The sequence below is a fragment of the Candidatus Epulonipiscium viviparus genome (assembly GCF_000171335.1).
GTDB classification, from domain to species: domain Bacteria; phylum Bacillota; class Clostridia; order Lachnospirales; family Cellulosilyticaceae; genus Epulonipiscioides; species Epulonipiscioides viviparus.
The window spans coordinates 1-15,437 of sequence record NZ_ABEQ01000081.3 but is presented as its reverse complement, the minus strand read 5'-3'; the positions used below and the strand labels follow the sequence as shown (position 1 = coordinate 15,437).

At 35.2% G+C, this 15,437-nt stretch carries 11 protein-coding genes; 7 read left to right on the top strand and 4 right to left on the bottom strand.

Annotated features, from left to right (window positions below):
* Positions 1-46: 46 nt before the first annotated feature.
* From EPU_RS10380 to EPU_RS12920, 3 genes are all read right to left on the bottom strand, one after another.
* Positions 47-1,351, bottom strand: a complete 1,305-nt coding sequence (locus tag EPU_RS10380) for a type 2 periplasmic-binding domain-containing protein (RefSeq protein WP_029488372.1) — start codon at positions 1,349-1,351, stop codon at positions 47-49.
* Positions 1,352-1,408: 57 nt separating this feature from the next.
* The gene (locus EPU_RS10375) at positions 1,409-1,693 is read right to left on the bottom strand and encodes a hypothetical protein (protein WP_010169132.1); all 285 of its coding nucleotides are present in this window, start codon (positions 1,691-1,693) and stop codon (positions 1,409-1,411) included.
* A 212-nt stretch (positions 1,694-1,905) separates the two neighbouring features.
* Positions 1,906-2,985, bottom strand: coding sequence for a tetratricopeptide repeat protein (locus EPU_RS12920; protein WP_010169131.1), 1,080 nt, complete (start codon positions 2,983-2,985; stop codon positions 1,906-1,908).
* Positions 2,986-3,193: 208 nt separating this feature from the next.
* Here EPU_RS12920 and EPU_RS12355 point away from each other — a divergent pair, with 208 nt between their 5' ends.
* Complete coding sequence (locus tag EPU_RS12355) at positions 3,194-4,510, top strand: glycoside hydrolase family 18 protein (RefSeq protein ID WP_029488371.1); 1,317 nt, start codon at positions 3,194-3,196, stop codon at positions 4,508-4,510.
* 52 nt (positions 4,511-4,562) lie between these two features.
* Here EPU_RS12355 and EPU_RS12915 read toward each other — a convergent pair whose 3' ends face one another.
* Complete coding sequence (locus tag EPU_RS12915) at positions 4,563-5,717, bottom strand: leucine-rich repeat protein (RefSeq protein WP_010169129.1); 1,155 nt, start codon at positions 5,715-5,717, stop codon at positions 4,563-4,565.
* A 284-nt stretch (positions 5,718-6,001) separates the two neighbouring features.
* Between EPU_RS12915 and EPU_RS12345 the strand changes: the two genes are divergently transcribed.
* The 6 genes from EPU_RS12345 to EPU_RS10330 form a co-directional block, all read left to right on the top strand.
* Entirely contained in the window at positions 6,002-7,000 is a 999-nt protein-coding gene (locus tag EPU_RS12345) for an alpha/beta hydrolase (RefSeq protein ID WP_010169127.1), read from the top strand.
* A 139-nt stretch (positions 7,001-7,139) separates the two neighbouring features.
* On the top strand, positions 7,140-8,672 hold the full coding sequence (locus EPU_RS10350; protein ID WP_010169124.1) for a dynamin family protein: 1,533 nt from the start codon (positions 7,140-7,142) through the stop codon (positions 8,670-8,672).
* A 98-nt stretch (positions 8,673-8,770) separates the two neighbouring features.
* A complete protein-coding gene (locus EPU_RS12910; RefSeq protein WP_010169122.1) occupies positions 8,771-11,089 on the top strand; it encodes a dynamin family protein in 2,319 nt (772 codons plus the stop codon).
* Positions 11,082-13,238: a dynamin family protein gene (locus tag EPU_RS10340; RefSeq protein ID WP_010169121.1), complete on the top strand. Its 2,157-nt coding sequence runs from the start codon at positions 11,082-11,084 to the stop codon at positions 13,236-13,238. The genes EPU_RS12910 and EPU_RS10340 overlap by 8 nt, the downstream gene beginning before the upstream one ends.
* 141 nt (positions 13,239-13,379) lie before the next feature.
* On the top strand, positions 13,380-14,837 hold the full coding sequence (locus EPU_RS12905) for a leucine-rich repeat domain-containing protein (protein WP_010169117.1): 1,458 nt from the start codon (positions 13,380-13,382) through the stop codon (positions 14,835-14,837).
* Between the two features lie 87 nt (positions 14,838-14,924).
* Positions 14,925-15,437, top strand: a 513-nt coding sequence (locus EPU_RS10330) for a hypothetical protein (RefSeq protein WP_010169115.1), incomplete at its 3' end; no start/stop codon positions are given.

Genomic DNA, 15,437 nt, shown 5'->3' with positions numbered 1-15,437 from the left:
TACCATATATTGGAAGTCGTTGTCATGARTTTGAGTATAAAAGTGCCTAAAATTTGCCATCCAGATAGTCTTGCTGAAGCTGGATCCAATCATAGTACATTACATTTTCGAGTTGAGTAAGATGAGTTTTCCATTGAGCATCTGTTAGGCCATTGATAATGCTATTGGCTATAAAGCCGTCCATATATGCTTCTATTTCGGTTTGCAAGAGAGCGAGCTGGGTAAGTTTATCAGAAGGCATTGGGCGTAGAGGCAAAAATTCTGTAGGAAAATATTCCTCATACATAGGCACATATTTATATCTTAATGCGTCATAGCTCAGTACTTCGGCATTCATATCGGGCTTTGCAACTTCATCGCCAAACATTACAGGACCCTGCCCACGAAAAGCAATTGTGTAGTTGAGCTCAGTTTTAGTATTGATTCCCGAAGGCAACTCTGCTGTGGAAATTTCTTTGACAGTAGCAGTGCCGTCATCATTTTCGACCCATAGCAATCCTTCGTTGCCATCRCGCATAATRCGTTTTAGATTTGGATCAGAATGTAAGTAGTCCCAAGCTCGAAGCGCTGCTARAGGATCATCACAAGCTTTGGTTATCATAAACCCGTTCATATTAGCAGTGCGATGTCCCTTTTCACCAACTTTCAATTCTTGTCCTTCATATCCGGGAGCGCTTAAAACAGGAACTGGAGACCAAATAGCAGGATCTTCCATCCACGTAACGATCATGCCAACAACACCTTCGTTTACACGGCTCTTATATTGAGAATATGTCAATGAAAATCCCTCGACATCAAACAAGCCATCTTGTGCTAACTTATGCATATACAATAGATAGTCTTTGAAATTTTGTGTATCGAGATTTGGTTCAACGATGCCGTTTTGAACTTGAAAATAGTTGTCAGGATCAGCACCAGTTCGGCCAGCAATACCCCAAGGTCCAGCGAAGTAGAAGTGTTTATGCTGACCATTTGCTTGGCAAAACGAGATAGGAATTTCGTCGGCTTTACCGTTGCCATTAGGGTCCTGAGTTTTAAAAGCCATAAGTACATCGTAGAGTTCGTCGGTATTGGTAGGCATTTCCATGTTTACGGCATCAAGCCAATCTTGCCTAATTAGAGGAATTGACTTTGCGGAGTTGGCATATTCGGCATAAACCCCAACTGGGAGAGAGTATATTTTGCCATCAGATTTACGAAGGGTATCTAAACCATCTGGTAAATTAGCCTCAATTTGAGAAGTGAGATTAGGGGCATACTCACGCAAGATTTCATCAGTAAATTCAAATAGATGAGCAGTATTGTTGATGACGGTGCTTTCGGGAGGCCAAGAAAAGATTATGTCGGGCAAATCTGTACCTGCAGCGAACAGGAGATTTAATTTTTCGTTAGCATTTGTTGAAACTGGTTACAATTCAAAATGCACATTAGTATTTTCTTGTAAAATAGGAAGGATATGTTTTTCATCTTGACTGGTAGACTTATCGTTTCCGCTTGGGGCAACAAACATAGTAAAAGTTTTGGGCTCTTTGACAATAGGCAGCCCCTCAACAAACATATTGTCGATCATCATTCGTCCAGTTTCTGGATCTAAAGTTTTCTCTAAATTTAAAGTAGTAGTATCGTCGGAGTTGCCGCAGCCAGCTAAACTGGCCATTATTGCTATTGCCATAGTAGTTTTGATCATTTTCATAATTGATACCTCCGTAAATTTGATGTAGATATAACATAAATAGTTAACGAATAGATTAAGCATATGTATAATATTATGATTAAAATATAAAGACTATGTAAAACAAACTATGTAGCCAATATCGCTGCTGAACTAATAAGTGCAGCAGCAGAATTAGCCGCATCAGTAGCCAATGCGGGAGATGTTGCTATTGCAAAATTAAAAGATAATTTTTACCCTAAAAGTTCATTATCGTTATATTCATCATAATAATAATCGTCGTCATCATCATTTTCGTTATAATGGTATGTATGAATTTCATTGTTGATAGGGACGATTTCGGTAATTGGAGAAAGAGCTACTTGATGTGTAGCATCTATATTGCCAACTGCTGCGGATCGTATTAGCCATTCGAGAGCGGCATCGGGGTCGGCCTTTACTCCGGCACCATGTGTATAGCAATGAGATACTTTTAGAAATGCATTGCCAAGATTATGATCTGTAGCTTTCATATACCACTCAAATGCTTTCTTTGGATTCTTTTCTACTCCGATGCCAAGAGTATAGCATTCAGCAAGATCCATTTCGGCGTTGTAATAATGTTGCTTCGCAGCTTTTAAATACCACTCAAATGCGATAGTTACATCTAGAGGAACGTCTTTGCCTTCTTTATATAAATTACCTAGCTGGTATTGAGATTCGACATGTCCCTGAGTTGCCGCGGCTTTGATCCACTCTAATGCCATTTTTGAGTTTTTCGGTGTGCCCCATCCCAACCAATAGCATCGAGACAGATTGTATTGAGCATCTGCATTGCCGCGTATAGCGCCTTGGTAGCTCCATTTAAATTGTTCAGAATTCTTAAATTCACGCTTTGCTTTCTTCATAAGAGCAAGTATCGCAGGAACAAACCCCATGTTGGCAGCAAGTGTATAATGAAGTGTTGCAGATACAGGATTTCCAGATTCTTCCTTATGTTGGCCGACATAAAAGTTGTATGAGGCATTTTCAGCCGGAGATTCTGCTAGATCATCTTGCATTAAGTCGATATGGTGATGGAGCTGTGCATAAAATTTATTTGTTTTTTGCGAATCGCCTTCAAAAATATAATTAATCTCCTTATCAGTTTGAAGAATGTCGTGAATTTCGGCAGTTAGACCTTTCCATACAAATGAGTCTATATGAAAAGGTAAAAACCAAAGAGAAATATCGTTTTGAGTCAAAAAATCAGTGATTTTAGGTGAATTTAACAGTTTGTTATCTTGATAAACTTGCAGTTGTGATTGGGTGTCCATAATTTTAATAAATATCATATTTTAGGCTCCTTTATTAATTCTAATATTTTGATGTTTTGATGCTTTAGTGACGTACTATAAATTAGTATATGACCATCTTGTAAAAAAAATATTATAAAATAAAATTAAATTGAAATTTGTGCCATAATTTTGATCACAAAAAAATACAGGTGAGAATAATATAAATATAGTGCAATTAAAATTTATAAATAAAGGGGCATGTTGTATGGCAGAAAATATTTCTCATTCTATAGGCCAATGGTTGGTAGTTGCAACCGGACAATCAGACCACTTGATCTCACAAAATCCTGGCTATGCAGAGAAGCTATTGGAATATGATGTTAAATTTTTATCAATGGCTTCGGAGGAGGAAGCAGTATCATTTTATATTTTAGATCCATTGGATAAAGTGCGTTCTGTTGTCTATCAAGATGATAAAAACGTTGTAGAAGTTGAAGATTTAATTAAAGTGATAAACGCATTAAAAAATAATGCGGAGGCAACAAATATGTCACGATTTATTAAAAATCCGATTTGTCCTAATGCAAAGAGAGTTGTGGGTGAATATATATTAGGCAGTCCGCACAATGTGGATGCGCTATTGCTAGATTTTGTGGTATATGCCTTTGCCCTAATGAATTCTGATGGAACATTTAAAGTATATTCTGAGAGAAATCTGAGAGAGTTAGTGGGGCTAAAAACGTATAATAGAGATCTAAAGGTGCTTCTGGCAATAGGCGGATGGGCAGCAGAAGGATTCTCGGATGCCGCATATACAGCGGAAAGTAGATTTAATTTCGCTATAGAAGCGCAAAAGTGGGTTATAGAATATGGGTTAGATGGGATAGAYTTAGACTGGGAATATCCGGGGAGTAGCGCAGCTGGTATAAAATCGAGAGTTGAAGATACACAAAATTTTACTTTGTTGATAGAAACTTTGAGAATGGTACTGGGAAATGATATGTTAATTACTGTGGCAGGAATAGCAGATAGAAGTTATATATCTAAAGTTCAGATCGCAAAGATCGCTCCGTTAATAGATTACTTTAATGTAATGACATACGATTTTACAGCAGGCAACGCGGGAGTATCTGGTGCAAAGCATCAGGGAAATTTATACAATTCGGAGCTAAGCCTGAATAACATAAGCATAGATATCTATGTGCGCAATCTAATAGCGGCAGGGATGCCACCAGAAAAGATTTTGATTGGTTTGGCCTTTTATGGGCGGCAGGGGATGTCGATAACAAAGAGTTTTGATCAGATCAGGAGAGATTATTTAAACAAAAATGGTTATAGAGTAGAGTTTGATAATATGGCAAAAGCGGCGTATATATCAGATCCCGAAGGCAAATTTTTCTTATCGTTTGACAATGAGCTCTCGATATATTATAAAGGGGAATATGTTATAGATAACTGCCTTGGAGGACTATTTAGTTGGCAGTCAGCATTTGATCAGGCTAATATACTGGCTAGTGCAATGAATTTGGCGATCAATGATCCGCTAGAGCTTGAGAAGCTGCTAAATTCTTATTATTCATAAAAATAAAAAAGGCTTGCATTTTCTAATAAATAGAGGTGCAAGCTTTTCATAATTATATAGTTGTAGTAAGTAGCTTCCAAAACTTAGTCGTAATAATTGCCTTGGGTGTTATCACTTTGGGTTTTGATAAAGATATAGATTTTGAACCAATTAATTTTAGTGTAGTAGGAAGCGTTACAGTTTTTAGCTCTGGGCAATTTGCAAATACAGCAGAACCAAGAGTGGTCACACCTTCGGGAATTATCATTTCTGTAATTGCGGAGCAGTCGGCAAAAGCATTGTCCCCGATTTTTGTTACCGCAGCGGGGATATTAAACTCGGTTATTCTTGAGCAGCCCTTAAAAGCGGCATCTCCGATCTCGGTTACTGCATCTGGAATACATATCGAGCTAAGTCCCTTGCAACCTTTGAATGCACTTTTGCCTATAATGGTAACGCCAGCTGGAATTGTTACGCTCTTTAAATTTCGGCAACCTTCAAAGGTGCCATTTTCTACAGAGATCACTTCGGAGGGTATAGCGAATTCATCTAATTTGAGGCAACCATAGAAAGCGGCATCTCCAATAAATTTGATATCAGGAGTCATATTGATGTTTGCTAAACTTCTGCAATTAAAAAAGGTGTTGTTGCCTATATGGGTTAATCCTTTGGGAATTGAAACTGAAACTAAAGAGGAGCAACCATAAAAAGCCTTGCTACCAATAGTCAATACGCCTTCTGGAATTATAACTTCGGTGAGATTTGTACATTTACCAAACACGCTAGAGCCGATGCTAGTGATACCTTCGGGAAGCTCTAGTACGCTATCTTCTCCTTTGTATTTAGTTAAAGTTTTGTCTACAATTTTAAAGCCGTCGATTTCTTCTTCTTCAGTTAAAATCGTAAAATTTTCTTGTGTAAAAACTATATCTGGTCCAAATTTAGTTCTGACACAAATTTCAATAGCACGAATAGCGACCTCTTTTGGCCATTGACCTTTAGTAATTAACTCTTCTGCTATGAGGTTCATTACTATGTATTCGTTTTCGGAACTAACATGTTTGATCACAGCTGCAAGAACGCCAGATTGTATGGCTGCTAATACGATATTGGTATCGGCAGTATTGAGTCGCTGTTTAACCAAGTCGAGTAATTGCTCTGTCTGTAAAAATATTTTACTACCAAATTCCTCATAAATCTGTCTCAGCGTTTGTACTGTTTCCTCCATTGTAATCTACCTCCAATACGTTATTTTAAAATTCTTTAGTTTATTTTACATTAGTATTAGATGAATTGCAATGAAAAAAACGCATAAGTTGATAATCTGTGCTAGAAATTGTTACCAAATTGTCTGAAAAAGCTAGAAAGTAGGTTCACAATTGCCAATAAAGGAGGACTTAATTAGCTAAAGAGGTAAACTTGTGCAATATTTTATTTGTATTGTTTTCACTACTTGTATGGATTGGCGGATATGATATAATAGAAAAAACAAATTTTAGGAGGAAAAGACTATTGAAGAAATCGATAAAGATACTAATAATTGTGATTGTAATTGGATTAGTAGGGGCATATGGCATTGGAAATTACTTTGTGGAATATGTTTTAGGTCGAAAACCAATTGACTTTACAGACAAATTGTCGCCCAAACATTCTGTTTCGATAGCCGAAGTAGAGGGGCGCGTCAATGCCGCTGCGCGAATTAATGCTTTATATGAAAATGTTGAGTTTAAGGAAGTAAGGATACCGAGTGAAAAAAATGAGCAAATGCTATACGCAAAAATGTTTCTGCAAGAAGATTCGCATTTGTGGGCCATAATAGTTCACGGATATAATTCAAGGCATCAAGAGGTAGAAGATATCGCAACAAAGTATTATGACTGGGGATATAACGTTATATTGCCAGACTTAAGAGCCCATGGAAATTCGACAGGAGAATATGTAACGCTGGGGCAAAGCGATAAGAGGGACATAATTAGATGGATAAATTATATTGATCAACCGGAAGCAGAAATAGTTTTGCATGGAGTTTCTATGGGGGCRGCGACAGTGATGCTYGCAGCAGGTGAAGACGACTTATCAGATAGGGTTGTTGCCGTGGTAGAGGACAGCGGATACACAACTGCACTGCAGATGATGAAAGAGCAATTGAAATATAGATTTAATTTACCATCGTTTCCGATAATAGGATTTTCTAATATGGTATCTGTATTAAAGACGGGTCTAAATCTTTATGCACCAAAGCCGATAAAAGCTCTAGAAAAAGCTGATTTACCAATATTATTTATACATGGAGATGCAGATATTTTTATATTGCCATACATGCAAAAGGAGTTATATGAAGCGTACGATGGAGAAAAAGAAATGTTGGTGATAAAAGATGCGGGGCATGTTGTGGGGAGATATATGGATGAAGAGTTATACTATAAAACGGTGTATGATTTTTTAAATAAATATGTAGAAGGAATGAAATCGCAAGGAGCAGAAATAGAAGTGGTTGCTTCTATTTTTTAATGAGGTACTGCTTAGCTGAAAGGAGGTTTTTTTCTAAAAAATTTCACTAGCAATATTAGTAGCAATATGGTATAGTAATGATATCGAAGTAAATTATGCCATCCAAGTTGGAAATATTTTGTAGGAAAAGAGGTTATTGATGTACGAAATAATTAAAGAGTTGAGACAAATTAATGATTATTATGGATTACAAAATGTAGAGTATGAGAAGCTAGAAGAACTAAATCCAAGAAGTTATGTACCTATAATAGGTAGGTTTAGCGTGGGTAAGAGTGCGTTAATTAACTCTTTATTGCAATATAAACGCCTGTTAAAAGAGGAAATTACACCACAACCTTCTTTGCCTACAGAAATTTATTATACGGCAGATGAAAAGTCAAAACCAGTTGAGGTAATATTAAAAGATGGCAGAAAGTTGCCGTATTCAATTTCGGAGTTTAGTAATTTAGCTATAGAACAAACAGAAATGGATAGAGTTTGTATGGAGCTAAATAACGAATTTCTTGCTGCCTGCTACAACCTAATATTGGTGGATATGCCAGGATGTGATGTTGGCGTTGATGCGTTAGTAAATTCTGTGTCGTATGTTAATGAGTGTATAGCATATGTCATTGTTTTTTCTGCAGAAGATTTAACGCTAAAAACGACTATGATAAATATTTTAAAAGAGTTGCGACTACACAAAATACCAGTTGGAATTGTTATTACAAAAACCGATAAAGTAGATGATGCAAAACTAGAGAAAGATTCTACAAGATTAAAGAAATTACTATCTAGATATATAGAAGACTCTAAAATAGAATTTGCTTTTACTAGCAGCTATAAGTCTGATACCAAACAGTTTGCGAGGTATTTAGAAACATTACATATAAAAGCTGCGGCAAGAGTGTATTCTAAAAACTATGCAACTGTTAAGAAAGAAGCATCAAAAACTTTAAAGTATTTAGGAGCTATTAATAACACCTTTACAATGTCTGAAATTGAAATATTGGGTAAACAGTTAAAGCAAAACTATAGAGATGCGTTAAAAGATATGATTATTCGATTTCGTGAGTTTGAAAATCATACATTGGAAATGATTGAAGATATTGTAGAAGAAATGGCGTTGGCATTAGAAGGTTGCGAAAATATATTATATACAATGATTTATAATAAGCAAAATATTGCAGAATATGTGAATAGTGTGATACGCACCATTGCAATTTCAAGTTTAAAAAGCCATGTAGCACCATTAATTCAGTTTTATATGACACGAATTACAAATGCAATTACTATAAATGTATTTAATACAGAAGGATTTGTTGTTAATGTGATTAACAAAGATGATTATATTATAGAGTTGCCTGTATTGAACGCGGCAGTTACTTCTTATATTAAAGAGGTATGTTCAATAAAATATGAAACTAAAGATGCCATAAAGCCAAAGCTCAGAAAGATTTTAATTGATGCTCTAACTGATGTGAGATATCAGCTTTCTAATATACTATCAATTAGAATTAATGAATTGAGAAGGTGGTTTAATCAGTCGCTATGTGATGACTATGCTCTTTATGAAAAGGCATTAGAATATCTCAAAGATTATACGGATGCTGAAGATACTATAGATAACGATGAGCGACGAATATTGCTTGCAAAGCATCTGCAAAAAATTAAAAAGATAATAAATGAGTAAGTATAGTAGTCTGCAAAGAGGGTTGATTTGTGAAATATCCAAAAGTATAAATAGTATAAGATATTTCGGATTTTTACAGATGATTAGGGAGGTATGTAATGAATGTTGATAAGGTTTTATTTGACAATTTGAAGCTGCTAGGAAATATTATAGAAAGACCAGAAAAAAATAACCTGGACTTTGCAGATATTGAAGAATTGATTTTAGTGCAGCTACCAGCAATAGCAAAGAAGCTGGCTCCGCCAGACTTTTATTCGATGTTTAACGACTTTAAGCTGGAGTTTGAAAAATTTAGAGATTTTATTTTGTATAAAGAATTGATTGGCAAAAACGTAGTGGGAGTAGGAGGTGGATTTTCTAGCGGTAAGTCGAGTTTTTTGAACGCTTTAAATGCGGAAAAGGCATTGCCAGAAGATATTGATCCCTCTACATCTGTTCCCACATATGTTATAAACGCTGAAAAATATAAGGTGAGTGTAATAAATATTTTTAGAGCAAAAGTAGAGATTTTACCAAAAGAGATCAAAAAAATTGCCCATGGCTTTGGGGAAATAGATAGAGATGGAATAAGTATTATGCCAGCAACCTCATTGAGCCATATAGTAAAGAGTGTTTTGTTAGAATCACCAAGACAAAGATATAAAAATCTAGCTTTTTTGGATACACCCGGATATTCGAAACCGGAAATATATGGTAGTTGTGCTCAAACAGATGAGGATATTGCAAGAGGAAATCTCAATTCGAGCAATTTTATATTGTGGTTTGTACCTGCAGAGACAGGAACTATCACTTTGGCAGACGTAAAGTTTATAAATTCGTTGCGTAAAGATATTCCGAAGGTAATTGTAGTAAGTAAAGCAGATAAAAAGAGTGCGACTGATCTGAAAAATATTTGTGATAACGTACGTAAAGTGATAACTTCAAAAGGGATAGAAGTTCTAGATGTGTTAACATATTCGAGAGAGGATAATACCGGATATGACAGCAATAGGCTTAGAGGACACCTAGAGTCGTGGAATGATGAGGAATATAAGTCGACATTTGCCGAAAATTTTAAGACACTGTTTATTAGGTGTCACGAATTTTATGAAAGCGAAATAGAAAAGCAAAGATATAGATTAAGATGTCTAAATATGTCTTTAACACAGATAGAAGATGACAACGAAGAGTTGCTAAAACCATTAGAGCTTATGGTAGATGATATTCGCAAAAATGTGGTTCTTCTTCGTAGTATAAATGAAGAACTGCGTCTATTGCAATTAAACTTTTTCACATTTATAAAGCTGATAGGGGATCAGGTTAACATAGAGATGCCACTACCTAGTGAAATTAATTTGATAGGCTATACCCAAACACAAGATTTGATAGGATGGATAGAAGGATATCAAAAGATTATGGGTATACCAACGAATGCAGATATAATGAAGGTGCTAAAAGGAACGATTACAAGTACAAAACATTTTAAGAAAACGCAGTATCAAGAAGTGATTCAGAAGTTGACAGATCTACGCTATGGTAAAACAAAGCCCATTAAACAGTATCCGGTAATGGGCCATAAACTGCAGAAGGCATCAGAGGCTATAAAAAACATGTATTTTAAGGTACTATGTCTTATGATTCGATCTAATGGAGATATACTAGAGGAGCAAAAGTTTTTGGCATCACAGATTATGAGGCAAGTACATGCAGAATATACATTTGAAGAGTATATGCGACAGTCGACAAAGGTATCTAGAGAAGAATATAATGTATTTATGAAAGATATTGTTCGTGGACATTATCAGCATATATTTATGGTGGATTTATTAACAATGATTATATTGATTGAAGATAGTGCGATAAAGAAATCGTTTATCGCACGCGTGGTAGAAGCGCTTAAAATCACACAAGCTGAGTTGAGTTTCTTATTAAAAGTTGTGGAGACAATAATTGAGCCAGGACTATTACAGTATTTACAATCATCAGATATGTGTACTATTGGCCCAAATACTCTAAAACGTAATTTTAAAGATAATAAGAAGCTACATATAGTGCGCAATAAAGATACATTATGCTTAGTAAGCCTGTATCAGAAGAAGATTCATCTTGTTAATTATTTTGATTTGTATGGAAATACCTACTATATAAGAGATAAACAGTTGCTGAGAGTAGTAGGTGCAAAAATCAGCATGGCAAAAGGTTTGGATATATCTAAAATCGAAAGCGTACAGTTTATTAATTGTCAATTTATAGGGAAAAATAAGCCTATAAAAATTCATGAATGTACGGAAGTAAATATCATTGACTGCCACTTTAAGGGTTTTAAAGTGGAGGCCCTAAAGTTTGATAATATACAAAAGCTAAGTAATAGCAGAAATATCTTTGAAGGCAACGAAGGAAGGACACAATTGTATGTAAAGGAGAGTCAAAATGTTTAAAATAGACACTAGACAAGCACAAATTCAAGTAGATAAATTTATAGAAATAGTAGATGAAATGATCAAAAACTTTGATGGTATCGCAGATGAAACTGATCTCGAACAGTTATGTCAAATTAAAAATGACTATAGAAAGCAAATATCGAAATTTTTTGAAGAAAATCAAAAAATTACCATCGGTGTTATTGGTCAAGTAAAAGCAGGAAAGTCGTCGTTTTTAAATACGCTCCTCTTTGACGGAGAAGAAATTTTGCCTATATCTGCAACGCCAAAGACTGCAATATTAACAAAAATGGAATATTCACAAGAGAATTTACTAGAAATTGAATATTATTCAGAACAGGAATGGAAGATAATTTGTGACAATGCTGTAATTGAGATAGAAGAAGATATTTTTATAGCAGCGCGCGAGCTTGTGGAAATGGCATCAGCAAAGGAAATAGATGTATCAGAATATGTAGGGAAAAGCAAGTCGATGGAGTTTGAAACTTATGAAGAGTTAATACAAGTATTAAACGATTATGTTGGCGAGGATGGACGTGTAACTGCAATTGTGAAATCGGTGCTCGTTAAAACTAATAATGAGTTGTTTAAAGGATTTACTATAGTAGATACACCAGGATTAAACGATACAGTAATATCGAGATCGGTTTGTACAAAGGAGTTTTTAGATGAATGTGACATAGTATTTTTTTTAAGCCCTGCAGGCAACTTTTTGGATAGCAGTGACTGGAGCTTGTTATTTTCACAGTTGCCACACAACTTTTCAAATAAAGTGGTTCTTATAGGTAGTAAATTTGACAGTGCGCTTAGAGATGTATTAAAAATACAAAATGAAGACGATATGTTTGGTATGGATGAAAACAAAACTGCAAGCATTGAAACTGCAATAGAGATGGTAACGACAAAGCTAACCGAGCGTGCAGTAAGGCAAGTAGAAATGGTCGAAAAAGATTTTCCTACATCAACAATGTTAACTGTTATAGCAGATTGTAAGAAGCCTATATTGATATCTTCTATAATTCAAAACATGCTAATAAAAGATATTGAGGAGTATACTGAAAATGAGCGAAATGTGTTTGATGCACTGACTCCCTTTTTTACGAATCCGGCAAAAGAGTTGATGAAAATAGCCAATGTGGACGCAGTAAAGGACGTATTTAAGGATGTACTGCTAGTAAAAGCGGAGGCGCTAGTTCAGAATACGGCGTCGTTTATGCCAATTGCGTCAGAAGAATTGATGGAAACTTTAACCAACTTTAAAAACAAGGCGGTGCTAAAAAGTAACGTGCTCACAGCATCTGATAGAGAAAGATTGATGTCTCAAAAACAAGAAATTTCGTTACAATCAACGGCTCTAAAAGCCGCGATATCAACAATTTTTAGCGAATGTTTTGCAAGATTAGAAGCAGAAAAAATTAAGGCAGTTCGCGATATACGAAATATATCCAAAAAATATAATTCAATTCAAAAAAGTGTAGGTGTACAGGTTAAAACTAAAACTTATAAAGTTTCGACGAGTGAGTTTTTAAAACCTCTTACTTGGGGATCATCGCGCACGGAATATTCGCTGTATAATGAACGGTATATTTATTGGTCTACTTCTGATGTAGCCGACGATATAAGGAGCTTTGTGTTTGATGTATCAAGTAGAATAGAGTATATATTTATAGCGTCGTTGGACCCAAAAGAGATGAAGAAAAAGCTGTTGGGTGCTATTGTAAGCTATGCTGATATGAGCAATGAAAAGTATGACGCGGCAATATTTAAAATGATAATAACACAAGCAGTAAACAGTGTAAATTTTCCGCTAATCAAAATTAATACATCTGATGTAATAAACGAATTGGTGGCACGTTTTGGAGGAGAAGTAACGTCGAACTCAAATAAAGCTGCATTAAAGCATGCGCTCTTTGATGCCATTTCGGTTTGTTATGAAAGTGCGCAAAAAAACTTGGAAGAAGAAATTTTGAAGTTTAAAAATAAGCTTATGTTATTAGAAAAGGAGATTCAAGGAAAGCTACTAAACAATGTTACTCAAGAATTTGATTTGCTGATTGATTCGTTGGAGAGTAAAGATGTGGAAATAGATAAACACTCTGAGTATATAAAAATGTTGATAGAAGAGAGTAGAAAATTGAGAGTATAATAAAAGCGAACATGGCCTTTGCAGCAGATGCAGAGGCTATTTTTGTGCTTGCATTAATAATTTATGCATATGATAAAGAGTAATAGATTTGAACAAGCTAAAAATGATCCGTTAGAACACACAGGTTAAGGAGGATATTTAATGAATGAAACAGAAAAGATTTTGAAAGAGATCTATATAAAGCATGGAGCCGAAGTATTTATAGATAATATAAGAATGAAGATTTTAATACGCTATAAGTTACACAATGAAGATACCAAAATGCTGCTATTAGCAATAGATCAAAATGTGGCAAAAAAGGTAATGAGCAATGTAAATGCAAAAGATGATTTTGTAGAAATTGATAATATAGTAGAAATGCTATGTAAGAGAGCAATGTGGCGAGAAGAGTGGGCATACAAAGTTGTGATGTATTTTGTGAACACCAAATTTTATACAAATGAAAAAATTATTGTGGAGCCTGTTAATGTGGCGGCAGAGGAAATAAAAATTTTGCCAAATATAGAATCAGAGTATGACAAAAAACTATTTTGCATAGTGGATGGGTGTTTGGTTAGGTATAAGGGAAATCAAAAAAATGTGATAATTCCAGAGGGAGTAACGAGCATTGGAGAGTTGGCATTTTACGAGTGTATCAACTTGACAGAAGTTAGATTGCCAAAAACATTAAAGGAAGTAACAGAGCGTGCATTTATAAATTGTATCAACTTAACTTGTGTAGTAATAGAAGATAGAGTAACGGCGATAGGAGATAGTGCGTTTGAGAATTGCGCAAAGCTGGTGGACATTAAAATTCCACAAGGTGTAACTTCTATAGGAAATAGAGCATTTTGTGATGCTAAGAGTTTAACTAATTTAGTGATTCCGGCAGGGGTAACAAGTATTGGTGAAGAAGCATTTAGGGGAGCGATAAGTATAACTAATTTGGAAATTCCGGCAGGGGTAACGCGCATTGGAGCTGCAGCGTTCGAAAAATGTACAAGTTTAGTGAATATTAAGCTCCCAGAGGGAGTGTTTTCTCTAGAAGATAGTATGTTTTCGGAGTGTACAAGTCTTAATAATTTAACAATTCCAAATGGTATCATTAGTATAGGTGAGGCGGCATTTGAGGGATGTACAAATTTGATTTATATGGATTTTCCTGAGGGAGTGGCATCGATTGGCAATTTTGCTTTCGCAGGATGTACAAGTTTGGTAACTGCAGTTTTGCCAAAGAGCGTAATGAAGATAGGTGAATCGCTTTTTGAGGGGTGTGTAAACTTGAGAGATGTGGAATTGCCTGCGGGAATAACTAGCATTGGCAAATACACTTTTGCTAGATGTGAGAAATTGACTAGTGTAGAAATTCCAGAGGGAGTAATCAGTATTGGCAAGTGGGCATTCGGAAAGTGTAGTACCATAACAAATATAGAAATTGCTCATGGTGTAGTAAAGATAGGAAGCAATGCGTTTGAAGGGTGCAGTAAATTGGTAAGCATCATTATACCATCGACTTTGAAATATATCGGAGAGAGCGCTGTACATTTAACTCGAACTCAGGTAATTACTCGCAATCATGTTTGGTGGCCGTTGTTAACGGGATATGTCGAAAATTTTTAATTGCATTTGTTCTAGTTTTTATTATAATATTATTGTATAATAAAATGTATTTGTTTATTGTTTGTTATAAAAAAGGAGGAAGATTAAATGAGAGATATATCTTTAAAATCGACAAAAAAGCAATTGATGGAGGAAGTGATAAGGCTTCGTAAAACTATAGAAAATACTGACCCAACAATGGCACAAGTTCATGAGAAAAAAGCAAAGAAGACTCGATTAGAAAATGCGCAATCTTTAATTGATATGAATATTATAAATCCAGAAATAGTAAAGCAATTTGATGATCTAAAGTTTGCTATAGAAGAGGCAAAGATCAAACTGGCTGCTATGTGTGAAGTAGAAAATGTATTAATAGAAGCCGAAACAGTGATAATAGCAAGAGATAACCTGATTGTTGCACGAGAAAAAGAAGAGATCAAAAAATTAGAGGATCTTAAGGTGGCAATTGATCAATTATCTATGCAAAGAGAACTTAAATTAACAAGGCTAGAAGAGGAGTACATAGAAAGGAAAGAGCAGTTGGAAAAAGAGCGCAAACATGATATTCAGGAGTTTGCATATGAGTTATCTCGCAAGCGCAAGTTGGAAAGTGATGCTTGG